Raw genomic sequence first — 23,498 nt, 5'->3', positions numbered from 1 at the left:
GGCTGCTCGCCTCGGGCCGTGCGGCCCCGCCCCGGTTCGACGCGGGAACCGCAAGCGTCGTGCTCGACGTGACCGGCCTGTCCGCCGATGCGCGCACGCGGATCGAAGCCGAGGTCAAGCAGGCCCTGTCGGCGATTGAGAGCGTGGAGACGGTGCGCGTCGCGATGACCGCGGAGAAGCGCGGACGCAAGATCATCGCGGTCGGATCGGGCAAGGGCGGTGTGGGCAAGTCCACCCTGTCCGCCAATCTCGCCATCGCGCTGAAGAAACTGGGTCACAAGGTCGGGCTTGTCGATGCCGACATCTACGGCCCCTCCCAGTCCCGGCTGCTGGCGACGGAGGGCGTCCGACCGACTGCCCAGGGGCAGAAGATGGACCCGGTTCCCTCCCCGCACGGCATACCCATGCTGTCGATGGGCCAGCTGGTGAAACCTGGACAGGCGGTCGCCTGGCGCGGCCCGATGGCGGCCAATGCACTGGGTCAGCTGATCGACGCCGAATGGGGCGATACCGATCTGCTGATTCTCGACCTGCCGCCGGGCACCGGCGACGTGCAGCTGACGATGGTTCAGAAGTACAAGCCGGCCGGTGCGATCATCGTTTCGACGCCGCAGGACCTCGCCCTGATGGATGCGACCCGCGCGATCGACTTCTTCCGCCAGGCATCGGTGCCGGTGATCGGCATGATCGAGAATATGGCCGGCTATGCCTGCCCGCATTGCGGCGAAGTCTCCGATCCCTTCGGCCAGGGGGGCGCGCAGGCGGCTGCGAAATCGATGGACCTCGACTTCCTCGGCCGCGTGCCGCTCGACATCGCGATCCGCACGGCTTCCGATGCCGGACGCCCGCCGGCCGCGAACGCGGACGACGAACTGTTCGCGCCGCTCGCCCAAAGGATCGCCGACTGGTTGAAGGCGCCGCGATCGATCGCATCTTGAGGGCGTAGACAAAAGGAGCGCGCAATGCCGATCACCCAGGACGACGACCTTCGGCAGCTTCTGCGCGAAACCCGGCACATCGCGATGGTCGGCGCCAGCGACCGGCCGGATCGCGCGAGCTTCGGCGTCATGCGCTTCCTGCTGTCGCGGGGTTATGAGGTGACGCCGGTCAACCCGCAGCTGGCGGGCCAGGCCATCCATGGCCGGACGGTGGTTGCCTCGCTCGACGAGGTGTCCCAGCCGATCGACCTCGTCGACATCTTCCGCAACACGGCAGCGGCAGGACAGGTCATCGACGAGGCCATCGCGGCCGGCGCCAAGGCCGTCTGGACCCAACTGGGCGTAACCCCGCATGAAGCGATCGAACGGGCCGAGACGGCCGGACTCAAGGCCGTAGTCGATCGCTGCCCCGCCATCGAAATACCCCGCCTCGGTCTCTGACGGGCGGGCTCGGAAGCCGAGCCGGATGCAACCTAGCGAATGACAGCGCGCGCCGCGCGGGCCGAGAGCCGCTCGACCGCATCGGCATGGATCGCCGGCGCGGTTGCGAGAACCCCGAACTGCTCACCCTTGGTGCTGTTGTACCGCAGCGGACGCCCCATTGCGTCGGTTACCACAGCACCCGCCTCCTGCGCGATCAGCGCGGCGGCGGCGATGTCCCATTCATTACCCCAGCGCAGCGTCGCCAGCAGGTCGGCGCGGTCGGCGGCCACCATCGCAATGCGCAGCGCGATCGAATTGGGCTTGCCGACGGTGACGAGATCCGCATCCGCACGGGCCAGCACATCGGCCGGAACCCGCGCCCCGGGCAAGCTCGCCCGCGCCGAAGCGCGGATCGGTTCCCCATTGAGATAGGCCCCGCGCCCCGCCTGGGCCCGCCAATGCTCCCCGCGTGCCGGGGCGTCGAGCACGCCGATCACCGGGCGACCGCCCTCGACCAGTGCGATCGACACCGCCCAACCCTCGCGGCCGCGCACATAGTCGCGGGTACCGTCGATCGGATCGACCACCCAGACACGGACGCAATTGAGCCGCTCGGCGCTGTCGACCGTTTCCTCCGACAGCCAGCCCGCCTCGGGGTCGAGCGCCATCAGCCGCTCGCGCAACAGCGCATCGGCCGCGAGGTCGATGTCGCACACCGGGCTGCCCGGCACCTTGTCCCAATATTTGAAATCCCCCCGCCACGAGGCATGCGCCATCGCGCCGACTTCGGCCGCGATCGCGCTCACCGCGTCGAGGAGGGTGTCAGGCACCGGCGACGGTCATCCCGTCGATGCGCAGCGTGGGAACGTCCACGCCACGGCGGAACTCCAGATCCGATGCCGGGGTCAGCTCGCGGAACATGTCCTTGAGATTGCCGGCCACGGTTATCTCGGCCACCGGCTCGGCCAGCTGGCCATCGCGGATGACATAGCCCGAGGCGCCCCGGCTGTAGTCGCCGGTCACGCCATTGACGCCCTGCCCGATCAGTTCGGTCACATAGACGCCCAGCTTGACGTCGGCGATCAGTTGCTCGACCGAGAGGGCTCCCGCTTCCAGATAGAGATTGGTCAGCCCCGCACCCGGCGGGCCTCCGATGCCGCGCGTCGCGTGACCGGTAGGCTCGAGCCCCAACTGCCGCGCCGAGGCCGAATCGAGAACCCAGCCCGTCAGAACGCCGTCGGCGATGATGTCGCGCGCAGCAGTCGGCAGGCCTTCCCCGTCGAAGGGCTTGGAGCGCAGTCCGCGCAACCGATGCGGATCGTCGCGCACGACGATGCCCGACGCGAACACCTGCTCGCCAAGACGATCGAGGAGGAAGCTCGTCCGCCGCGCTACCGCCGAGCCGGTGATGGCACCCGCCAGATGCCCGAGCAGGCTCGATCCGACGCGCGGATCGAATATGACCGGCATCGCGCCGCTCGCCAGCCGACCGGGGTTCAGCCGTTTCACCGCACGCTCTCCGGCGCGACGCCCGATCGCCGCTGCCGCTTCCAGATCGGACAGGTGACGGGTCGAATGATAGGCATAGTCGCGCTGCATCGCGCCGCCCTCGCCGGCGATCACGCTGGCGTGGCAGCCATAGCCGCTGTTCGAATAGCCACGGGCGAAGCCGGCGCTGGTCGCCAGGGCGATCAGGGTGCGGCTCGCCGAAGCGCCAGCGCCCTCGCTGTTGGTGACGCCCGCGATCGCGCGCGCCGCGTCCTCGGCCTCTTCGGCCCGTTCGCGCAGCGCAGCGGGCGAGGGATCGGCGCCGTCGTCGCCATCGACCTCGACCGCCTCACCGCGCAGCAGGCGCTCTTCGGGCGCGAGCCCGGCGTAGGGGTCTTCGGGCGCTTCACGCGCCATGGCGACCGCACGATCGACCAGCGCTGCCAGCGCATCGGCGGACAGGTCCGACGACGAGACGCTGGCCGATCGCTTGCCGACGAACAGCCGCAGGCCGATCTCCTCGCCCTCCGAGCGCTCGACATCTTCGAGCGCGCCGAGGCGCACCGATATCTGGGTCGAATTGTTGCACAGATAGAGCGCATCCGCTGCATCGGCGCCGGCCTTGCGGGCGGCGGCTACGAGATCGGCGGTACGCTCTTGGGCTTCGGAGAGGGTCAGCATCGAGGCGACTTAGGTATCGCCACCGTAAAGGTCAAATGGGCGGAGGTGTTTATAGGCCCCGATCCGTTCAGGCGGTGGCACCGACCACGAGGCAGGCGAGGAACATCAGCAGCCCGGCGAAGCGGTTGGAACGGAAGCGCCGCAGGGCATCGGCCGGATCGTGCCGGTCGAGCCCGGACAGCTGCCAGCCGAAATGCAGGGCGAGCGGAAACAGGGCGATCAGGCCGAGAAGCTGAGGCCGGATCTGCCAGAAGGCGGCGCACCACAGGCAAAGGGCGACACCATAGCAGATACCTATGCCGAGACGGGCGCGAGCCCCCAGTGCGCGCGCCGACGACTTGACCCCTGCCAGGGCGTCGTCCTCGATATCCTGGAGCGCATAGATGGTGTCATAGCCGATAACCCAGAAGATCGACCCGCCGTAGAGCAGCCACAGCGCCGGGCCGAAACCGCCGGTTACCGCCGGCCAGCCGACCAGCGCCGCCCAGGAAAAGACGATGCCGAGCCACGCCTGCGGCCACCATGTGATCCGCTTCATGAAAGGATAGGCGGCGACCGCCCCCAGGCTGGCGAGCGCGGTGATCGCAGCGGCGAGGTTCAACTGGAGCAGCACTACCAGACCGAAGAGGCACAACAGCAGCAGCCAGATCCAGGCCGCCTTGAGGGTGACCCGGCCACTCGCCAACGGACGGGCAGCAGTGCGCGCGACCTTCCGGTCCAGATCGCGGTCGACGATGTCGTTGTAAACGCAGCCGGCTCCGCGCATCACGATGGAGCCGAAGGCGAACCAGAGGATCAGGTCCCAACGCTCGAATGCCTTGCCGGCCAGCGCGATCGCCCAGGCGCCGGGCCAGAACAGCAGCCAGCTGCCGATCGGTCGGTCGAAGCGGCCAAGCAGCCAAAAGGGCCGGATTGCCGCCGGCAGGCGACCGGCCACCCCGCGCAGTTCGCTGTCGGGTATGATTTGCTCGACTTCCTCGGTCATGGGCGGCAGGTAGGGCAAAAGCCCCGCCTTCGGAAGTCCCATGGCCCAGACCCCCGCCTGGCCCCCCGCCAGTCTCACCCGCCTTTACATCGACCAGCCCCTCAGTGCTGGCCTCGGCCTCGTCATCGATGGGGGACAGGCGCATTATCTGGGGTCGGTGATGCGGCTCAAGGCGGGCGACCGCATCGCCCTGTTCGACGACGTGAGCGGCGAATGGCGTGCCATGATCGAGGCCGTCGGCAAGCGGTCCGTCTCGGTGCGCGTCGAAGAAAAGACCCGCGAGCGCGAGGCCGTGCCCGATCTGTGGCTGCTCGCCGCACCGATCAAGAAGGGCCGCATAGACTGGATCGCGGAGAAGGCCTGCGAGCTGGGCGTGGCGCGCCTTCAGCCCGTCATCACCCAACGCACGATCGTCGACCGGCTCAACCTCGACCGGCTCCGCGCGCACATGATCGAGGCGGCCGAGCAGTGCGAGCGCACTGCCCTGCCCCAGCTCGACGAACCGGTGAAACTGTCGGCCTTTCTGAAGGACTGGCCCGCCGATCGCATGCTGATCTTCGCCGACGAGGAAGGCGGGGCGCCCATGGCCGAAGTGGCACGGCCGGGGCCCGCTGCGATCCTGATCGGTCCGGAGGGCGGCTTCACGCCCGAGGAACGCGCCGCGATCAAGGCGTTGCCGCAAGCCGTGGGGGTTTCGCTGGGGCCGCGCATCCTGCGCGCCGACACCGCCATGGCCGCCGCCATATCGGTGTGGATGGCGCTGGCCGGGGACTGGCGCTGAGCAATCAGCGCTAGCAAGGTACCGATCGGTCCGCTATGGCGCCGCCATGAGCACGCGCAAGGCCGCCGAAGGCGAAGATCCCATTGTCGAATCCCGCGACGACCTGATCTCGGTCTTCGCTGACGGCGAGAAGCCGAGGTCCCACTGGCGCATCGGCACCGAGCATGAAAAGTTCGTCTTCTTCGAGGATTCGCATCGCGCGCCTTCCTATGAGGAACGCGGCGGCATCCACGCGCTGCTGATCGGCCTGACCAAATATGGCTGGGAACCGGTCTATGAGGGCGACAAGATCATCGCCCTCGAAGGCGCCGACGGCAATGTCAGCCTGGAACCCGCCGGCCAGTTCGAACTGTCGGGCGCGCCGCTCGACAATATCCACCAGACCTGCGCCGAAACCGGACGCCATCTGGAACAGGTCAAGGCGGTGGGCGAGCGTCTCGGCATCGGCTTCCTCGGCCTCGGCCTGTGGCCCGACAAGACGCGGCAGGAACTGCCGATCATGCCCAAGGGCCGCTACGACATCATGCTGCGCCACATGCCGCGCGTCGGATCGATGGGTCTCGACATGATGCTGCGCACCTGCACGATCCAGACCAATCTCGACTATTCGAGCGAGGCAGACATGGTGCGCAAGTTCAGGCTGAGCCTCGCGCTCCAGCCGCTGGCGACGGCGCTGTTCGCCAATTCGCCCTTCCTCGAGGGCAAGCCCAATGGCTTCCTCAGCTATCGTAGCCATATCTGGACCGATACCGATCCGCACCGCACCGGCATGCTGCCCTTCGTGTTCGAAGATGGCTTCGGCTATGAACGCTATGCCGATTACATGCTCGACGTGCCGATGTATTTCGCCTTCCGCGATGGTTATGTCGACGCGGCGGGACTCAGCTTCCGCGATTTCATGAATGGCGACCTGTCGGTGCTGCCCGGCGAGAAGCCCACGATCGCCGACTGGAAGGACCATCTGTCGACGGCCTTTCCCGAAGTTCGGCTCAAGAGCTTCCTGGAGATGCGCGGCGCCGATGGCGGACCGCACGGACGAATCTGCGCCCTGCCCGCCTTCTGGGTCGGCCTGCTCTATGACGATGCGGCGATGGACGCGGCCTGGGACGAGGTCAAACATTGGACGATCGAGGATCACCAGCGCATCCGCGACGAGGTGCCGAGGCTGGGCCTCAAGGCGCGTGGCCCGCGTGGCCGTACGCTCCAGCAGCTGGCCGGCACGATTCTGGACATCGCGGCTGGCGGCCTGCGTGCGCGTGCGCGTCTGAACGGCGCGGGAGACGACGAGACGGGCTATCTCAACCCGCTGCGTGAGATCGTCGCTTCGGGCAAGACCCCGGCGGAGCAGTTGCTGGAGAGCTATCATGGCGAATGGCAGGGCGACATAAGCCGTGCCTATACCGACGCCCGCTTCTGACACCGCGAGACAGTGGCTCGACTGCAACAATCATCCGCAAAAGCGTCCGCGTGAGCATCGCGACATAATCGGGAAACGATAAGCGTCCCGACTCCGCTAGCGTACAACTACTCTATCGGATAGGAACGAGGGGCTGCGTCGGCAGGGACAATCGCTTTGAGGCGGGCCCTTTCGCAGGAGAGGAATGCACCGGTGAAAGTCCGGTAACGGCGTGCAGGACGTGGTGGCTGCGGTAAAATCGAGGCCTTGGGAATATCCAGGCCCGAGCCGGGGGATCCGGCCCGCAGCACCACCTCGCATTTCTTCATTTCGACAAGACCACATTGGCCTGTGCAGGCGCCCGCTGGGGCGTCGCACGGATGCCCCCCTGTCAGGATCGATCGCACTGGTTAGCGACCTGTCAACCTTGACCAAAATCTCCCGGATTTGCGCGACTCCCGCGCTGCACCGGCTGGCTCCACGGTGAATTCCATGGTCACCAGTCCCGCCAACCATCAGGCAAGGCGGGCAGGAATAGGCTCCAGGGCATCGATCCCGTGGAGCACAACATGCGTCTCGACCCGCGCAAGAGGAACATCGCGAAGCTGGCTGCCGCCCTTGGCCTCGCCCTTGCCGCCCCTTTCATGCAGGGCGCGACCGGTTTCGACAACAATCTCAACCAGCGGCTTCTCGCCAGCCACAATCGCGAACGCGCATCCCTGGGCATTCCGCCGCTGGCCTGGAACGAATTGCTCGAGCGGGATGCCCGGCTCTATGCCCAGCATCTCGTTCGCGTCGGTTACCTGGTGCACTCCGAGGACGCTCCCGGTGAAACCGATCCGCAGGGCGAGAATCTCTGGGCCGGAACGCGCGGATATTACGGACCCGAATCGATGGTGGGTCTGTGGATCTCAGAGAAGGATGATTTCAAGCAAGGCATCTTTCCCAACAACAGCGTCAGCGGCGATCTGGAAAAGGTTGCGCACTACACGCAGGTGATGTGGCGATCCTCGCGCGCGGTCGGCTGCGCCGTGGCGCATGGCAGCGCCGACGATTTCCTTGTCTGTCGCTATAGCGAAGGCGGCAATGTAATCGGCGAGCGCCCCTTCTGAAGCCGATAGAAGCCAGAACGGGCAATCCGAACCACATGCTTATGACAGGGGCGGCCGCGATGCCGCCCTGCAATCGTCAGGACGGCTGAACGCCGTCGGCGGCCTGGGTGCCATTGCGACGATAGGACACCCGCGCGACTCCACCGATCAGACCGAAGCCCAGCATCAGTTGCACCCAGGTCGACGGCTCCGGAACGCCCGACGTGTCGGGGGGCGGAACGCCGCCCGACGGCGGGACGAAGATGCGCGGGGTCAACGGCACCGCAGCGTCGGGGGGCGGCGCTTCGGCAACCTGCAGCGGAGTCGATTCCATCGGCACCGGCGTGACCGTCGGCAGATTGGACAGGGCAAAGGGCGTCACGCTGGGGCACGGGCTATCGGCCGAAGCGACCTGCATACCCTCCTCCGGCGCCGCACGGACTCGGGTCTTCGGCTTGGCATATTGGCGCGGCTGCGTGGCCTTATGGACTGCATCGCGCACCTGCGGAACTCCGAGACTCAGCGCGGTAGTGCCGGCGACCGGACAGACGCAGGTCATCAGCAACTTGGCGGCCTTGGACGCTACAGCTTCCTTCAACATGCAATACTACCCCGAACAGCCCAGCACGTGACACGCTTATCTTCTACCACAGATGCAGCGCGTCACAAAATCGCGCTGGTGAAGCCGCTCGTAAACTAATGCAAAGTCCTTGCCGAATTGTGCATCAGGATCACACAGAATGACCGCCACCTGTTCGACGCCGTTGCGATCCGCTATGTACTGACGCAAGACGTCGATCGGCTCGCTCCCGCACCATGCCGCACGCATATAGCATGAGCGGGGCGGGAGATCGGGACTGACGGGGCGTAAGTGGCATGACGGGCGACATGGTCAGGGGGCGGGAGCCTGGGGTTCGCCCCGAACGCTACGGCCTCGCCGATCTCGCGCCGCTGCTATCGGCGCTGCGATATCGCTGGCTCCTCGTGCTCGGCTGCCTGCTGATCGCGCTTCCCACATTGTACGGCGTCGCAACGCAGAGCTGGGTCACCGAGCAGGGCGCTCATGGACCGATCGTTCTGGCGACGGGGCTGTGGCTGTTCTGGCGCCGCTGGACCGAAGCGCGCGCCGTCGCCGCGCCGGGAAGCACGCGCAAGGCGATCGCGCTCTATCTGATCCTGATCCCGCTTTACGTCACCACGCGCATCATCAACGTGATCGAGGTCGAAGGCTTTCTGATGTACGGCCTGCTGTTGACCAGCGCCTATTGGCTGGTGGGCTGGGCTGCATTGCGCGCGATGTGGTTCCCCATCCTCTACACCGCCTTTATCTTCCCGCCGCCGGACACGGTGGTCGCGATGGTCACCCAGCCGCTCAAAATCGCCATCTCCGAGGTTGCGATCCGTCTGCTTTACAATCTCGGCTATCCGATCGCGGGGTCGGGGGTCACGATCATCATCGGCCAGTATCAGTTGCTGATCGCGGCAGCCTGCGCCGGCCTCAACTCGCTGATCAGCCTGTCGGCGATCGGCCTGTTCTATATCTACATCCGCCACAATGCGAACTGGCGTTATGCCCTGTTGCTGATGCTGGCGATCGTCCCGGTCGCCGTGCTTGCCAATTTCGTGCGCGTGCTCGCACTGATCATGATCACCTATTATCTCGGCGACGAGGCCGCACAGGGCTTTCTCCACAATTTTTCCGGTCTGACCATGTTCCTGTTCTCGGTCCTGTGCATCTTCGCCGTAGACGCCCTTGCTTCGCCGCTGCGCGACCGTCTGGCACGAGGAACGGACGCGTGACGGACAAGGTCGACATCCTCCCCGCCGACCAGGAGCGCCTCGTCACGCGGCGGTCGATGATCGCGGGCGGCCTGCTTGCAGCGACTGCGGCAATCGCCAATTCACGCCGGCCCGATGAGCCCTTCCGGATGCTTTCGGGGAAGCCGCGGCTCAACCCGCTTTTCCCTCTCAAGGTCGGCGACTGGGAATATCAGACGAGCAGCGGGCTGGTGCTACCGCCGCCAGACCAGTTGAGCGACCGGCTCTATAACGCCATCATCACCCGCTATTATGCGTCGCCCAATGGCCTGCCGGTGATGATGCTGGTGGCCTATAACGGGGTGCAGGACGGGATGTTGCAGGTGCATCGCCCCGAAGTCTGCTACCCCGCCGCGGGCTACCGGATCGAGGAGCAGCGTATCGTTCCGCTCGACGCCGGAGGTGGCGTCAGCGTGCCAGGCCATTATCTGGCGACCCGCAGCGTCAGCCGCTTCGAACAGCTGATCTACTGGACCCGCATCGGCAACGACTTCCCCACCGAATGGTGGCAGCAGCATTGGGCCGTTGCGAAGGAAAATCTGAAGGGGCGCGTTCCCGACGGCGTGCTGATCCGCTTTTCCACGGCAGCCCCCGACGACGAGACGGCAATAACGACCCTCAAGCGCTTCATCGGCCCCCTGTTCGCGCAACTCGGCCCGACGGCGCGCCGCCTGCTGTTCGGAGAAGCAGGCGCTCCGCTTCCCGTTCGGAGAGACTGATCGACGAAGCTAGTCGACCGGCTTGTCGAGCGGACGCAGCGCGAGGTGAATATAGACGAGCGTCGCGAGGATCACCGCGCTCGCCAGCAGGTGATAGACCAGACCCCGACCCGCCACCGCTTCGTTCCCGAAATAATTGGCGACCGCACAACCAGCCGACGCAGCAAGATATTGGAACATCGAATCCCGCGGCGGCCGGTCGCCGACCGAGCGTTGCAGGAAGAGCACGACGAGCCCGGCAAAGATCGCCACGGTCAGCCAATCGTAAACTGTTTCCAACGCAAGGCCCTCCGCGCCATTTTGGCGCCATATCGACTTGTCGGCGCCCTACGCAATCATGTAGCACCCTTTCATTCGGGACTGTCAAACAGGCGTCGGGGGAAGAGAAGTGAAAGTGAAGGCTGCCCTCTTGAGCGGCGCGGTCGCAGCAGGATTGCTGCTTACCGGCTGCCATAAAGAGCCCAAGGGCCAGATCCTCGCCATCGTCAACGGCGAGGAAATCTCGATGCAGGAGCTCAATGCGGAACTGCAGGGCGCCCGCATTCCGGACAATGCCGACCGCGCCAAGATCCGCAAGGAGGTGCTGCAGCGCCTGATCGATCGCAAGCTGATCGTGCAGAAGGCGCGCGAGCAGGGCCTCGACAAGACCCCCGAATTCGTCGCGCAGCAGCGCCGCCTCGAGGAGAATCTGCTCGTCAGCCTCCTCGGCCAGAAGATCGCCGCAACTGTCCCGATGCCCGACGATCGTGACATCACCCAATATATCGCCGACAATCCCAGCCAGTTCTCCGGTCGTCAGCGCCTGCTGCTCGACCAGATCCAGTTCGCAGCCCCCAAGGATCCCAAGCAGTTGCTGATGCTGCGCGACGCTCATTCGCTCGACGATGTGGCGGCAGGCGTGCAAAAGCTCGGCCTCGCCATGTCGCGCGGCAAGGGCGTGATCGACACCGGCCGGCTCGACCCGCAGATGGTCAAGATCATCGACAAGCTGCCGCCGGGTGAACCCTTCGTCCTCCCCTCGAACGGGCAATATGTCGCCAGCGTGATCGTTGGCCGCGACAGCACGCCGACCCCCGGCAACGTCGCGCGTCTGGCAGCAGCCGAAGTGGTCCGTCGCAAGGCCCTGGTTGCGGAGAGCAAGGCGCAGGTCGCGCGTGCGCGCACCGGCGCTGAAATCCAGTATCAGCCGGGCTACGAACCCGACAAATCGGCGATCAAGGCTTCGCAGGCGAAGGCCGCCGAAAAGAAGTAAGCACTCCGCTTCACGGGCCGCAGAAAACAAGGGCCATCCCGCACGATCGGGGTGGCCCTTTTTCATCTCCTGTCATGCGAGGGCTCCAGGCTGAACCCGCTCAATAGGCGTTTCGGTCCCAGATGATGCGCCATACCGTCTCGAGTATGATCCGCAGGTCGAGCAGGAAAGACCAGTTCTCGATATAATATCTGTCATATTCGACGCGGCGCTTGGCCCGCTCGATCGTCGCAATCTCGCCCCGCAGGCCCCTGACCTGCGCCAGGCCGGTGATACCGGGCTTCACCCGGTGACGGGCCGCATAGCCACGCACCGCATCGAAATAATATGTATCGCCGACCTTCATCTCGGTCGCATGCGGCCGCGGGCCGACGATCGACATCTCGCCCGTCAGCACGTTGAACAGCTGGGGCAGTTCATCAATCGACAGGCGGCGGATGATGCGCCCGACCGGGGTGACGCGATCGTCCCTCTTCACGGTCCGCGCGGCGCCGCTCTCATCCTGCCGCTCTACATACATCGAACGGAATTTCAGCACCTTGATCCGCACGTTGTTGAAGCCGAAGCGTTCCTGTCGGAACAGCACCGGCCCCGGACTGGTGAGCTTGATCGCCAGCGCGGTGAGCAGCAGCAGCGGCGACAGCAGGATCAAGCCGACAAAGGCGAGCACACGATCCTCCACCGCCTTGATGATGCGGTGGAAGTCACGGATCGGCCGCTGCCACAGCGCGAAGAGCGGCACCGACCCGATGAATCGCATCGTATATTGCTGCGAAAGGTCGAGCGCCTCGCGCGGCATCAGGCAGATGTCGACCGAGACCTGCTGCAAACGCTCGGTGATCTGGTCGAGCCGGGCCTGACTGACCATCGGCAGGGCGACGATCACCATGTCCACGTCGCCTTTGGCGATCCGGGTGACCAGAGCGTCGAGACCACCCAGAAAGGGCACCGACCAGGGTGCCGCGCTCATGATGCGGGTCGAGCGATCGTCAGCGACGCCGACGACCGACACATAAGGAAGCCGTTCGAGGTCGATCAGCCGCAGGACGCGGTCGCAGCTTGCCTGTTCGGCACCGTAGATCACGATCCGCTGGCCGATATAGCCGGCCTGGACGAGGTGCCAGACGAGCTTGCGGACGAGGAACCGGCTGACGAACAGGAGTGCGGGCGTCAGCGTCAGGTAGACGAGCGCCAGCCCGGTCGAGAAAGGCTTGGCCTGTCCGATCTGCCAGATCGTCGCATAGACGAGCAGCACCGCGAGGAGGAATTCGAAGGCGACCGCCTGATCGCTGTCGCCACCGCGTCCCATCGGGTGGGCATAGCTGTTGCGGGACAGCCGGATCAGGAAGAAGTTGACCGAGACGATCACGGCGACGTTGAGGTGCCGTTCAAAGAAATATTGCGGCCCGAGCAACGCTTCATAGACCAGCGGCGTCGCCAGCGCGCCCGCGATCAGGCACAGCAGGTCGACCACGAGGATGATCGTGGCGATCACGTTGGACGTGAAGCGATATTTGCGCGAGGTCGGAACCGCACCGTCCGACTCGCTGGTAACCATGGTCAGCATGTCGCAACGCCTTTGCCACAGGACCGGGAGGTCCGAACAGCGGCAATAACCGCCGATGCCCCACCGTTTTGGGACGAACCGAGCGCTGCACGGCGCGGCAACAGGCCGGCGCGGATTTTCTGTCCTCCGGGAAGCTGCTCGAGAGCGTCCAGCGCTTCGTCGACACATTCGCCGTCGCGCAGATCGAGGCAAAGCTCCGCGCGCTGCCGCCAGCCATTGGACGACCTGGGATTATCGCGGGTGAAGCGCTTTGTCGCATCGAGCGCCACCCGGTCCCGCCCCTTGCCTCGCAGATAGCCAACATAGGCCTTCAGCATTTCAGGGTCATCGGCAAGATCTCTCATCGCGCTGGCATAGCTGTTGTCGGCGAGGACCGGCTCGCCCCGCCGGGCCTGGATATCGGCCAGCGCCACACGCGCCTCTGCAATCTTCGGATTGTCCCGCACCAGCACCTGTGCATCCTTCAACGCCCGCGACAGATCGCCTGTCCGCGTCGAAACCTGCACCCGCATCAGCAGCGCTCGGGGATTATTCTCATCGAACCGCAATATCCGGTCGACCATCGTCCGCGCTTCGCCACCGCGCCCCAGCCCGCTTAGCGCGCCCGCATAGAGGACGTCCGCCTCGACATTGGGCGCGCTGATCGTTTCGCTATCGACAAAGGGCCGCAGGAGCCGCTCCGCCTCGGCATAACGCTGCCGGTCGAGAAGCAGATGGGCGAGCGCCATCTTGAGCGGGCGATCTCCGCTGCGCGCGACGAACCGTCCCAGCAAGTCGATATCGACCTTGTCGGCGCCGACCTCGGTCCACATGTCGACGATCCGCTGCTGGAGTTCCTGGTCGCCGGGATGGCGGCGGATCAGCCGAGCGAGCATCCCCAGCGCACGATCGGGGCGCCCCTTTTCGTACAGAAGCCGGGCATATTCGATCCGGAGATCGGCGTTGTCGGGCATCAGCGTGAACAGCCGTGCAAAGGTCCGCGCCGTCGCTGGAAAATCGGCATTGCCCGAATGCAGATCGAGCAGCGCCAGCAGCTTCGGAACGGACTCGCCGTCCTTCGCGACCGATTGTTCGACGATGCGGATCGCCTGCTCCCGATCGCCGCCCAGGTTGATCGTCCGGGCCAGCAACAGGGTCGCCCCCTCATTGGTCGGATCGATTTCCAGCATGGCCTTTGCGATGGTCTTGGCCTTGTCGATCTCCCGACGCTCGACCGCGACCGACCCCTTGACCAGCTGCATGCGCAGCGAGCGGGGCTGTTTCTCCAAAATCTTGTCGGCCAGCCGCTCGGCATCGTCATAGGAGCCTCCCGAATAGGACAGCTCGGCCATGGTCTGGATCGCCTCACTGTTTTCGGGGTCGAGTTCGACCACCCGATTATAGGCGTCATAAGCCTGAAGCAGGCGGCCGTCGGCCAGTTCGAGCCGTGCCAGCCGGGCCCAATATTCGGGCACATCGTCCTGCGCCGCCAGAACCCGGTTGATCTCGACCCGCGCCGAATAAAGGTCGCGCCGGGCATAATAGATGTCGAAGCGGGTTGCCGCTTTCGAGGCCTTCTCCTCGGCCGAACCGCAGGCGACGAGCGTCATCGGCAGCAGCATGGCTGCCGCAAAGATGCGAGCCGTCCCGAAAGCCATCTCTTGCCAGCCATCCCTTTCGCACCGATTACAGACCGGCAACCCGTAGCGATCAATAGGGCAAAGCGTAAACTATGGTTCGGACCGACGTCGCGATCGTGGTGATCGGCCGAAACGAAGGGGCCCGCTTGCTGCGCAGCCTCGCTTCGACGCAAGGGTGGCGCAGCGTCTATGTCGATTCCGGATCGGCCGACAGCAGCGTCGAGGCGGCGAGACGGATGGGTGTTCCCGTGATCGAACTTTCGCCCGAGCGCGGTTTTTCCGCCGCGCGGGGACGCAATGCGGGCATCGATCTGCTGCTGGCCGACCCCTCGATCCGATATCTTCAGATGCTCGACGGGGACTCCGCCCTCGAGCCCGGCTGGATCGCGATCGCCACGGACCGGCTGGACCGCGAGCCTGAACTGGGCGCGCTGTTCGGGCGGCTGCGGGAGCGAGCGCCGGACGCCAGCATCTATGGGTGGATGTTCGACCGCGAATGGGCCGTCCCCGCCGGGCCGGCGGCGGTGTTCGGCGGCAGCGTGCTGTTGCGCGTCGAAGCGATCCGCAATGCCGGCGGATATCAGGACGACATGATCGCCGGGGAGGACCCCGACTTCGCGCTGCGCCTGCGCATGGCCGGCTGGCGGATCGAATGCATCGATGCGCCGATGGCGATCCACGACGGCGACATGGTTCGGTTCCGCCAGTGGTGGCGCCGGACGATGCGCGCAGGCCACGCCTTCGCCGAACTCGTCGATCGCCATCCCGGCTCGAGCCTGCACGATTACGGCCGGAGCAGAGCGCGGATATTATTCTGGGCAGGACTGCTGCCGCTGGCCGCGGTGGCGAGCCTCCTCGTGGCGATGCTGCTCGACCCACGCGCCATTCTCGGTACCATACTGGTCTTCGCCTTGCTGGTCCTGAACCTCGCGCGGATCGCCGTCCGCGAGGCGCTGCGACACGGCGTCCGGCGCGGCGTGCCCTTCGCGCTGTTTCTGATGCTCGGGAAATATGCCGAGATGGTCGGCCTGTTGTCCTACTGGCGTAACCGCCGCCGCGACCGCGCGCCGACCCTCATCGAGTATAAGAGGTCATGATCGACGCTCTCGCCTGGCTGGTCGTACTGCCCGCGATGCTCGCGCTGGCTGTCCTCTCGATCGAACTGAGTGCGGCGCAACTACGCCCCAGGGCGCAGCCGTCGACGAAGCCGGCCGACATCACCATCCTGATACCGGCACATGACGAGGAAGCCGGAATCGCGCGCTGCATCGAAGCGGCTCGCGCATCCGCGCCAGCCGGAAGCTCCTTCCTCGTCGTCGCCGACAATTGCTCCGACAGGACGGCCGAGATCGCCCGCGCGGCGGGGGCCGAGGTAATCGAACGGCATGATCCGACCCATCGCGGCAAAGGCCATGCACTGGGCTTCGCCCGCCGGCACCTGCGTGCAGCGCCCCCGGCGATCGTGGCGGTGCTCGACGCAGACTGCGCGGTAGAGGGAAACGGCCTGGCGCGACTCGCCGGGACGGCCGCCGCGCTCAATCGCCCGGTCCAGTCGGCCTATCTGTTTCGGCCCATCCCCGATCGCGGACCGCTGGTGGCCGTCTCCGGCTTTGCCTTGCTGCTACGCAATCTGATCCGCCAGCGCGGGCTGGCGCGGATCGGGGCGCCGGCCCTGCTGACCGGTTCGGGCATGGCCTTTCCCTGGCGCTGCTTCGATGCTGCCCCGCTGGACACCGACGACATCGCCGAAGATCTCGGCATGGGCATAGCCCTCTCCCAGCTCGGCATGGCACCTGCTTTCCTGCCGCAGGTGACGACATGGTCGGATCCTGCGACGCGTTCCGCCACTCTCGGCCAGCGCAGCCGCTGGGAGCAGGGTTTCCTGCGTAGCGCCATCCGCCAGGCTCCCCAGCTGCTGCTGTCGGGCGAAGCGCATCTTCTGTGGCTGGGCCTCCATCTGTGCGTGCCGCCGCTGGCTCTGCTCGGAATGCTCTGCACCGCCAGCCTGCTGGCGTCCGGAGCGCTGATCGCGCTCGGGGCCTCGGGCTCGGCCGCAATGATGTTGGTTGCCCTGCTGACGGTCACGGCAGGACTGGTGCTGCTCGGCTGGTGGCGCTTCGGCCGCGCGCAGGCCAGTGCCCGGCAGCTGTTGCTCGCGCCGGTCTATATGCTGTGGAAACTGCCCCTCTATCTCGGTGCGATCCGCAAACCCGAACGGATGTGGAAGCGCACGCCGCGCGACTGATCGCTCAGCCGGTCAATGGCAGTCCTGCCTCGATTACCTGTGGCGCAGCGACCCAACTGATCGCGGCGCCGGCCAGGGCAGCAAGCAACAAGGCCGCATAGTAGAGCGCATGGTCGCGCGCATCGAACAGTCCGTGTCGCGCAATCAGCGGCAGAGTGTAGAGCAACCCAGCCAGCTCGCCACCCGCCAACGCGAGCGGCAACGCAATCGGCCCGAGCGGACCGAAGGTCACGGCGACCAGCAGCAGGAACACCGCGAGCCTCAGCAGATTGGCGTAGAACATCACCCGCGCATGACCGATGGCGAGCATCGTCTGGAGATTGGTGAAGGAATCGAGATCGAAGGCGATGCGCAGCAGCAGCACGCTCAGATAGATCCAGCCATATTCGTAACGATGGTCGAACAAGACACGGAACAGCGCAGGTGCGATGCCGATGCCGAAACCGATCCCGGCGAACAGCACCAGATAGTGTCGCCGACGCGCCGCGTAGAAGATCGATCGCAGCCGGTCGGGCGCATCCTGCCACGTCCGCGAGACCAGCGGGAAGAAATGGCGCTCGACATAATTGCGGCCGAAGGGCTGGAATGCGACTGCCAGATTGGCGGGCAGCATGTAGACGCCGAAATCAGCCACCGTGAACAGCCGCGCGAACAGCATCTTGTCGAATTGCGTCATCAATAGCGTCACGATCGTCGACGCCATGATCCAGCGGGAGAAGCCGAAAAATTCGCGCGCCAGACGGCTGTCCCACGCGACCCGCACCCTCCCCCCCAGAATCGCAGCGGTGAAGACCATCCGGGCGATACCGCTGACATAGAGGCCGATGATCAACGCGCGATAATCGGGCATCAGCAGCGATAGAGCGAGGTTCGACGCGACCTGCACCGCCAGCGCAGCCAGCTCGACCGAACAGCTGGCCTTTATCCGCCCCTCGCGCTGGGCAAGCAGCAGGCTCATGGGGCAGAGCGCATTGATCAGGAAGAGAGGTGCCGTGGCGGCAATCGGCCAGGCCAGTTCGGGTTTGCCCAGCAGCAGCGCGATCGGCCACGCGCCCGCCAGCATCGCCGCCGCCTGCAGCCCCCCCTGCCCCAGCCGGATCGACCAGACCACGTCCAGAAAGCGGCGTTCCCCGCCGCGCTCGTGACGGATGACGAAGTCGAACACGCCGAGATCGGACAGCATCGCCAGGATGATCATGGTCGAGGTGATGACCCCGACGATACCGAAGGCTTCGGGACTGAGCAGGCGGGTCAGGACGATGTTGCCGCCGAGGCGCAGGATCATGGTGGCGACGGTAAAGCCGAACAACATGCGCCCAGGCCCGCCGAACAGGCGCGCGGCAAGCGCCTTCGGACGCCAGGACAAGGCTCCGGCGGCGGCGCTCATCGCAGGACAGGCAGCCTTTCGCCCGGCTCGTCCGGTACGGCCGCGACGAGCGGCGGCCGCGTGCGGGCCGTTGCGCCGGCGGCCTCCAGCTGGGTGCGCAGCGCGACCAGCAGCGCGACCATGATGAAGCTCAACTGCATCGGCGCGACCCAGCTGCTCAGCAACGCCAGCGAGACCGCCGTAGCGCTGTGAATGGAGATGAGCACCTGCGCGAGGATCAGTTGCTCGCGATCGGGCTGCAGCCGCTTGATCGCGCGGTAGTGCGGAAAGGCCGAAAGGATGAACAGCAGAAACGCTATGACCGTGACGAGCCCGCCCTCGACGAGGAGCGCCAGATAGGCGTTCACGAGGTCGACGATACCCTGTCCCTGGATGAAGCTGTCGAGCAGCCCCTGGGCCACCGCCTCGCGATAGCCGAACCAGAGATGCCCGCCGAGCGCACGGGGCACACCGCTGAGCAGGCCGATGCGATAGGCGGCGTTGAAGCGTGCATCCTCGCCTCCCAGGATCGGCAAACCCAGGACGATGACGAGCCCCGCAAGCGGCACCAGGACGGCCAGCCAATAGCGGCCCCGCAGAAACTGGAACACCATCAGCCCCACCGCGACCGCGACCATTCCAGATCGCGACAGCGTCGCTGCGAGACCGAGCAGGATCAGTCCGCCGAGCACCGTCAACGGCCCCGAAACACCGCGAATTCGCGACAGCCCCCAGGCCGCCACGGCTGCGAGCCCGAGCATCGCGCCACCAGTCAGCGGATGGGCAAAGGGCCCATAAGCCCGGGCGATGCCGCCGCGCTCAAGCCAGATGCGCGGCGCGTCGACCGTCCAGATGTCGTTCTTCACCCCCATTACCCCGGCGTAGAGCGGCCAGTGCCGGATCGTTTCGAACAGGCAGAGCAGGCCGGCGGCGGCGGCGGCGAAGACGAACAGGCGCAGCACGACCTCAGGCGAACCGATCTTGACCCGCGAGAGGATCTGGTAGCTCAGTACATAGGGAATAAGGAAGGTGACGACCGTCCGCGCGATGCCGGTCGGCGTGTCCCGCAGCGACATGCAGACGCAATAGACCAGCGTGAAGCCGAGAACGGCGAGATCGCTCGCCACCGGCTTTCGCCGCTGATGGCTTTCCGGGTGGAGCAGATAGCCCAGCAGCAAAGCTCCCGAGAAAGTCAGGAAGGGCGTGATCGGCGCGATGTAGGCGCCCGATACCGCGAGCAGCGAGCCCGCCGCCGGCGTCCACAGCAGAAAGAACAAATAGGTCGCCGCCATCGGCAGGCGTCGATCGAAACAGGCGGTCAGCAACAGCAGATAACCGATCTGCGTCGCGATCATCGGCAGGGCGCTCAGCGCGAGGCAGACCGCGACGATGCCGCAGAAGAAAAGCCGGACGAGATAGGCCTTTTCCCAGCGGGCGCGCACGAGCATCGATGCCGGCAGCGTGACGACACCCAGCAGCACGAAGAGCACGACCGCATTCTTCCAGAGAAACATCGCCCCCCGATCCGAGCATGGTGCGGCGCGATCCGAATGCCGACCCCGGTGGTCGAAAGCGGCGCGCCCGCCGTCTTAATCAAGCTCAATGACGCGCAGGTAAAGAAGGAATGGCTTGATCCCCCGCCCAACTGCCCCCAAATGACGGCCATGCTGATCGAGACAGAAACCACGCCCAATCCGGCGACGCTGAAATTCCTGCCGGGTCGCGCCGTCATGACCGCCGGCACCCGCGACTTCGCCGATCCGGAAGAGGCCGTGGCATCGCCCTTGGCGGAGGCCCTGTTTTCCCTGGGCGACGTCACCGGCGTCTTCTTCGGGCAGGATTTCGTCTCGGTCACAGCCGGCGAAGGCAGCGAGTGGCGCGACCTGAAGCCGCGAGTCCTCGGTGTGCTGCTCGACCATTTTTCTTCAGAAGCACCGCTGTTCCGCGCTGGCTCGGCCGCCGATATCAGCATCGCCTCCGACGAAGATCTGGGCGATGATCCTGCCGACGCCGACATTATCGCCCAGATCAAGGACCTGATCGAAACGCGCGTACGCCCCGCCGTGGCGCGCGATGGCGGCGATATCATCTATCGCGGCTTCCAGCGCGGCACCGTCTATCTCACGATGCAAGGGGCCTGCTCGGGCTGCCCATCTTCCAGCGCTACGCTGAAGCAGGGCATCGAGACGCTGCTGAAACATTATGTGCCGGAAGTGACCGAGGTTCGGGCGGTCTGATCGCCCAATGAGCCGCACACTGGTCATCGATACCGCAACGGCCGCCTGCTCGGTGGCACTGTTCGACGGTGACCGGCTACTGGCCGAGATTCATGAAGAAGTTGGCCGGGGGCATGCCGAACGGCTTATGCCGATGATTGCCTCGCTGCCCGGCGGCGGGCGCGCGGAACGGCTCCTGGTCGACTGCGGCCCAGGCAGTTTCACCGGCGTGCGCGTGGGGCTGGCCGCAGCCCGCGCGCTGGCGTTTGGCTGGAACGCACCGGTCCACGGCTATTCGTCGATGGCGGTCATCGCCGCAGCGGCGGCCTCCATCGCTCCCGCCTTGTCGGTCGCCATCATCGGCGGCCATGGGGAGTTATTCGTCCAGGCCTATTGCTGCGATCCGCTCCGCCCGATGTCCGAACTGGCATCGCTCCCCCCCGCCGAAGCGGCCCGCGCGATGACCGCTCAGCATGTTTTCGGGTCCGCCGCAGAAAAGCTGGTGGAGACGCGCGGCTACGGTATTGCCCATCCCTGCCTTCCGCGCGCAGCCAACGCATTGCGTCTGGGCGATATGGCTATGCTGCCCGCGAGCCCGATCTATGGACGAGCGGCCGACGCCAAGCCTGCGGCCGCGTGACGTGAGCGACCTCATCATCGCCGAGGTCGGCCCCAGCGGCCTCGCACCGGTCATGGCGGTCATGAACACGGCGTTCGACCCAGGCTATGGCGAGGCATGGAACGAAGCGCAGACCCTGTCGATGTTGACCCTGCCGGGAACCTGGCTGTCGCTGGCCCAGTGCGGGGAAACTCCAGCCGGCTTTGCCCTCGTCCGCCAGGTCGCGGAAGAAGCCGAATTGCTGCTGCTTGCCGTAGCGCCATCACATCGGCGCAGGGGCATCGCCCTCGCATTGATCGAACACACCCGCAAACTATTGCATGCGCGTAATGGAAACATTCTCCATCTTGAAGTGCGCTATAATAATCCTGCAATCGAACTGTATAAGAAGGCGGGCTTTGTTCAGATCGGTCGCCGGCCCGGCTACTACCATGGTCGCGACGGACAGGTTCACGATGCTCTGACCCTTTCATGTTCGGTTTGACTCGGACCTATATCTTCCCGACTATATTTACGTTGCAAAAGCCGCCGAAGTGCCGCAGAGCCAGCCCAGCCAATGCTCTCGGGGCGGCATTGCGAACTCGGATTCGTCATCTCTTTCCTGTGAAGGTCAACTCATGTCGGACAATAATGGTCTTTCCGAAACTCTGATCGCGCTGACGGCGGACATCGTTTCGGCGCATGTCAGCAACAACAGCGTCGCCGTTTCCGACCTGCCTCTGCTCATTCAGAACGTCCACAACGCGCTGGCCGGTCTGGGCGAAGAAATCGTCGAGCCAGAGATCAAGCAGGAGCCTGCGGTTTCGATCCGGTCGTCGATCAAGCCCGACTATATCGTCTGCCTCGAGGACGGTAAGAAGCTCAAGATGCTCAAGCGCCACCTGATGACCCATTATCAGATGACGCCGGAGCAGTACCGCGCCAAGTGGAACCTCCCCGCCGACTATCCGATGGTCGCGCCGAACTATGCCGAGCAGCGTCGCTCGCTCGCCAAGAAGATCGGCCTGGGCACGAAGCGCCGCTCGCGCTGATCCGTCCGCCGGACTCGATATGGGAGGGTGCCCGATGGGGTTGCCCTCCCATTGTCTTTTCGGCGACCCGCATCTTGTTTTCGCAACCGCAATACGGGTAACAAGGCCGCATGCCTAACAGGATCGACATCGAGCAGCTCTGCGCGGACAAGGGCCTTCGCATCACCGAGCAGCGCCGCGTCATCGCGCGCGTCTTGTCCGACGCCGAGGACCATCCCGATGTCGAACTGCTGCACCAGCGCGCCGCGACGATCGATCCCGGCATCTCGATCGCGACCGTCTATCGCACGGTGCGGCTGTTCGAAGATGCCGGCATTCTCGAACGGCATGATTTCGGCGATGGTCGCGCCCGCTATGAGGCAGCGCCCGAAACGCATCATGACCATCTGATCAACGTCGAAACCGGTGAAGTGATCGAGTTCGTCGACCGCGATCTCGAGGAACTGCAGCGCAAGATCGCCGAGAAGCTGGGCTTCCGGCTGGTCGATCACCGGCTCGAACTCTACGGCGTTTCGGCCCAGCGTCCGAAATAAGCATGGCCAACGGCAGAGCGATCGCCCGCGTTTCGACCGGGCTGTTCGTCCTGGCCTTCTGCCTGACCGGCTATGTGCTGACCTGGCCGGTGCGCAAACGGATCGGCTGGACACGCTTCTTCCTGCAATGGTTCGGCGAAGCGATGGGGCTGGACGTCCATGTCGAGGGACGTCCGCTGGGCCATGACGTGCTTTACGTCGCCAACCATCTCAGCTGGCTCGACATATTGGCGCTGGGTGGCGCCACCCGCACCGCCTTCGTGTCGAAGGACGATGTGCGCGGCTGGCCGCTGGTGGGCATGCTCGCCGCGATCGGCGACACCGTCTTCATCAACCGCGAGAGCCGCCGCGCGGCGCACGGCCAGGTCGACCAGCTCGGCCGCGCCCTGATCGAACATCGGGCAGTGACGCTGTTCCCCGAGGGCACGACCAATGACGGCGTCACCCTCTTCCCCTTTCGGCCTGCCCTGTTTGCCTCGGTGGCGCCCGCTCCTCCGGGCGTACGCGTCCAGCCGGTGGCAATCGATTATGGCCCGGCCGCGCCCGACATCTGCTGGACGGGCGACGAGGATCTCGGCCCCAATGCGCAGAAGGTCCTGTCGCGGCACGGAAGTCTGCGCTGTACGCTCCGCTTCCTGCCGCCGCTCGCCCCGTCGACCGATCGCAAGGCGCTCGCGGCCGAGGCGCAGGCCGCGATCATGGCCGCGCTGGCGCCGTCGTCCTAGTTCCG

General features: G+C 65.5%; 25 protein-coding genes. 16 read left to right on the top strand and 9 right to left on the bottom strand.

Annotated elements, in window-relative coordinates; translation table 11 throughout:
* Positions 1 to 164: 164 nt before the first annotated feature.
* A complete protein-coding gene (locus KAY22_RS01120) occupies positions 165 to 938 on the top strand; it encodes an Mrp/NBP35 family ATP-binding protein (protein ID WP_296619129.1) in 774 nt (257 codons plus the stop codon).
* Positions 939 to 962: 24 nt separating this feature from the next.
* Positions 963 to 1,379, top strand: coding sequence for a CoA-binding protein (locus KAY22_RS01115; RefSeq protein ID WP_296619058.1), 417 nt, complete (start codon positions 963 to 965; stop codon positions 1,377 to 1,379).
* Positions 1,380 to 1,411: 32 nt separating this feature from the next.
* Here the strand turns inward: KAY22_RS01115 and KAY22_RS01110 are convergent, their stop codons facing one another.
* The 3 genes from KAY22_RS01110 to ubiA form a co-directional block, all read right to left on the bottom strand.
* Positions 1,412 to 2,191: a 3'(2'),5'-bisphosphate nucleotidase CysQ gene (locus KAY22_RS01110; RefSeq protein WP_296619056.1), complete on the bottom strand. Its 780-nt coding sequence runs from the start codon at positions 2,189 to 2,191 to the stop codon at positions 1,412 to 1,414.
* Positions 2,184 to 3,530 (bottom strand): metallopeptidase TldD-related protein, encoded by a 1,347-nt coding sequence (locus KAY22_RS01105; RefSeq protein WP_296619053.1) that lies wholly within the window; start codon positions 3,528 to 3,530, stop codon positions 2,184 to 2,186. Before KAY22_RS01105 ends, KAY22_RS01110 begins: the two co-directional genes overlap by 8 nt.
* Before the next feature lie 67 nt (positions 3,531 to 3,597).
* The gene (ubiA, locus tag KAY22_RS01100; RefSeq protein ID WP_296619127.1) at positions 3,598 to 4,515 is read right to left on the bottom strand and encodes a 4-hydroxybenzoate octaprenyltransferase; all 918 of its coding nucleotides are present in this window, start codon (positions 4,513 to 4,515) and stop codon (positions 3,598 to 3,600) included.
* 40 nt (positions 4,516 to 4,555) lie between these two features.
* Between ubiA and KAY22_RS01095 the strand changes: the two genes are divergently transcribed.
* From KAY22_RS01095 to KAY22_RS01085, 3 genes are all read left to right on the top strand, one after another.
* On the top strand, positions 4,556 to 5,296 hold the full coding sequence (locus KAY22_RS01095) for a 16S rRNA (uracil(1498)-N(3))-methyltransferase (RefSeq protein WP_296619051.1): 741 nt from the start codon (positions 4,556 to 4,558) through the stop codon (positions 5,294 to 5,296).
* 46 nt (positions 5,297 to 5,342) lie between these two features.
* Positions 5,343 to 6,713 (top strand): glutamate--cysteine ligase, encoded by a 1,371-nt coding sequence (locus tag KAY22_RS01090; protein WP_296619048.1) that lies wholly within the window; start codon positions 5,343 to 5,345, stop codon positions 6,711 to 6,713.
* Between the two features lie 548 nt (positions 6,714 to 7,261).
* Positions 7,262 to 7,804 carry a CAP domain-containing protein gene (locus tag KAY22_RS01085; protein WP_296619046.1) on the top strand — a complete coding sequence of 181 codons (543 nt, stop codon included), beginning with the start codon at positions 7,262 to 7,264 and terminating at the stop codon, positions 7,802 to 7,804.
* Between the two features lie 76 nt (positions 7,805 to 7,880).
* Here the strand turns inward: KAY22_RS01085 and KAY22_RS01080 are convergent, their stop codons facing one another.
* On the bottom strand, positions 7,881 to 8,384 hold the full coding sequence (locus tag KAY22_RS01080; protein ID WP_296619044.1) for a PEPxxWA-CTERM sorting domain-containing protein: 504 nt from the start codon (positions 8,382 to 8,384) through the stop codon (positions 7,881 to 7,883).
* Positions 8,385 to 8,659: 275 nt separating this feature from the next.
* On the opposite strand from KAY22_RS01080, the gene xrtV reads away from it, so the two are divergent.
* On the top strand, positions 8,660 to 9,583 hold the full coding sequence (gene xrtV, locus KAY22_RS01075) for an exosortase V (RefSeq protein WP_296619042.1): 924 nt from the start codon (positions 8,660 to 8,662) through the stop codon (positions 9,581 to 9,583).
* Positions 9,580 to 10,320 carry an exosortase-associated protein EpsI, V-type gene (gene epsI, locus KAY22_RS01070; RefSeq protein WP_296619040.1) on the top strand — a complete coding sequence of 247 codons (741 nt, stop codon included), beginning with the start codon at positions 9,580 to 9,582 and terminating at the stop codon, positions 10,318 to 10,320. The genes xrtV and epsI overlap by 4 nt, the downstream gene beginning before the upstream one ends.
* Positions 10,321 to 10,329: 9 nt before the next feature.
* On the opposite strand, the gene KAY22_RS01065 is transcribed toward epsI, so the two are convergent.
* The gene (locus tag KAY22_RS01065; RefSeq protein ID WP_296619038.1) at positions 10,330 to 10,599 is read right to left on the bottom strand and encodes an XrtV sorting system accessory protein; all 270 of its coding nucleotides are present in this window, start codon (positions 10,597 to 10,599) and stop codon (positions 10,330 to 10,332) included.
* 115 nt (positions 10,600 to 10,714) lie between these two features.
* Here KAY22_RS01065 and KAY22_RS01060 point away from each other — a divergent pair, with 115 nt between their 5' ends.
* The gene (locus KAY22_RS01060) at positions 10,715 to 11,572 is read left to right on the top strand and encodes a SurA N-terminal domain-containing protein (protein ID WP_296619036.1); all 858 of its coding nucleotides are present in this window, start codon (positions 10,715 to 10,717) and stop codon (positions 11,570 to 11,572) included.
* A gap of 100 nt (positions 11,573 to 11,672) precedes the next feature.
* Here the strand turns inward: KAY22_RS01060 and KAY22_RS01055 are convergent, their stop codons facing one another.
* Both KAY22_RS01055 and KAY22_RS01050 read right to left on the bottom strand, forming a co-directional pair.
* Complete coding sequence (locus KAY22_RS01055; RefSeq protein ID WP_296619034.1) at positions 11,673 to 13,139, bottom strand: undecaprenyl-phosphate glucose phosphotransferase; 1,467 nt, start codon at positions 13,137 to 13,139, stop codon at positions 11,673 to 11,675.
* The gene (locus tag KAY22_RS01050; RefSeq protein ID WP_296619032.1) at positions 13,133 to 14,776 is read right to left on the bottom strand and encodes a tetratricopeptide repeat protein; all 1,644 of its coding nucleotides are present in this window, start codon (positions 14,774 to 14,776) and stop codon (positions 13,133 to 13,135) included. The genes KAY22_RS01055 and KAY22_RS01050 overlap by 7 nt, the downstream gene beginning before the upstream one ends.
* Before the next feature lie 74 nt (positions 14,777 to 14,850).
* Here KAY22_RS01050 and KAY22_RS01045 point away from each other — a divergent pair, with 74 nt between their 5' ends.
* A complete protein-coding gene (locus tag KAY22_RS01045) occupies positions 14,851 to 15,855 on the top strand; it encodes a glycosyltransferase family 2 protein (RefSeq protein ID WP_296619030.1) in 1,005 nt (334 codons plus the stop codon).
* Positions 15,852 to 17,003, top strand: coding sequence for a glycosyltransferase family 2 protein (locus KAY22_RS01040; RefSeq protein WP_296619028.1), 1,152 nt, complete (start codon positions 15,852 to 15,854; stop codon positions 17,001 to 17,003). Before KAY22_RS01045 ends, KAY22_RS01040 begins: the two co-directional genes overlap by 4 nt.
* 4 nt (positions 17,004 to 17,007) lie before the next feature.
* Here the strand turns inward: KAY22_RS01040 and KAY22_RS01035 are convergent, their stop codons facing one another.
* Positions 17,008 to 18,390, bottom strand: a complete 1,383-nt coding sequence (locus tag KAY22_RS01035) for an oligosaccharide flippase family protein (RefSeq protein WP_296619026.1) — start codon at positions 18,388 to 18,390, stop codon at positions 17,008 to 17,010.
* The gene (locus KAY22_RS01030) at positions 18,387 to 19,883 is read right to left on the bottom strand and encodes a hypothetical protein (protein ID WP_296619023.1); all 1,497 of its coding nucleotides are present in this window, start codon (positions 19,881 to 19,883) and stop codon (positions 18,387 to 18,389) included. Before KAY22_RS01030 ends, KAY22_RS01035 begins: the two co-directional genes overlap by 4 nt.
* Before the next feature lie 150 nt (positions 19,884 to 20,033).
* Between KAY22_RS01030 and KAY22_RS01025 the strand changes: the two genes are divergently transcribed.
* The 6 genes from KAY22_RS01025 to KAY22_RS01000 all read left to right on the top strand — a co-directional run bounded on the left by KAY22_RS01025 (position 20,034) and on the right by KAY22_RS01000 (position 23,493).
* The gene (locus tag KAY22_RS01025; protein ID WP_296619124.1) at positions 20,034 to 20,606 is read left to right on the top strand and encodes a NifU family protein; all 573 of its coding nucleotides are present in this window, start codon (positions 20,034 to 20,036) and stop codon (positions 20,604 to 20,606) included.
* 7 nt (positions 20,607 to 20,613) lie between these two features.
* Positions 20,614 to 21,225: a tRNA (adenosine(37)-N6)-threonylcarbamoyltransferase complex dimerization subunit type 1 TsaB gene (gene tsaB, locus KAY22_RS01020; protein ID WP_296619021.1), complete on the top strand. Its 612-nt coding sequence runs from the start codon at positions 20,614 to 20,616 to the stop codon at positions 21,223 to 21,225.
* A gap of 1 nt (position 21,226) precedes the next feature.
* Positions 21,227 to 21,688: a GNAT family N-acetyltransferase gene (locus KAY22_RS01015; RefSeq protein WP_296619018.1), complete on the top strand. Its 462-nt coding sequence runs from the start codon at positions 21,227 to 21,229 to the stop codon at positions 21,686 to 21,688.
* Between the two features lie 133 nt (positions 21,689 to 21,821).
* On the top strand, positions 21,822 to 22,235 hold the full coding sequence (locus tag KAY22_RS01010; RefSeq protein ID WP_165323886.1) for a MucR family transcriptional regulator: 414 nt from the start codon (positions 21,822 to 21,824) through the stop codon (positions 22,233 to 22,235).
* A gap of 110 nt (positions 22,236 to 22,345) precedes the next feature.
* Positions 22,346 to 22,768 carry a Fur family transcriptional regulator gene (locus KAY22_RS01005; RefSeq protein ID WP_165323885.1) on the top strand — a complete coding sequence of 141 codons (423 nt, stop codon included), beginning with the start codon at positions 22,346 to 22,348 and terminating at the stop codon, positions 22,766 to 22,768.
* 2 nt (positions 22,769 to 22,770) lie between these two features.
* Positions 22,771 to 23,493 carry a lysophospholipid acyltransferase family protein gene (locus tag KAY22_RS01000; RefSeq protein WP_296619011.1) on the top strand — a complete coding sequence of 241 codons (723 nt, stop codon included), beginning with the start codon at positions 22,771 to 22,773 and terminating at the stop codon, positions 23,491 to 23,493.
* Positions 23,494 to 23,498 lie beyond the last annotated feature (5 nt).

The sequence above is a fragment of the Rhizorhabdus sp. genome (genome assembly GCF_018006725.1).
Lineage (GTDB): Bacteria > Pseudomonadota > Alphaproteobacteria > Sphingomonadales > Sphingomonadaceae > Rhizorhabdus.
Note: the sequence above shows the minus strand (reverse complement) of the source record. Positions and strands in the feature narration are given on the sequence as shown.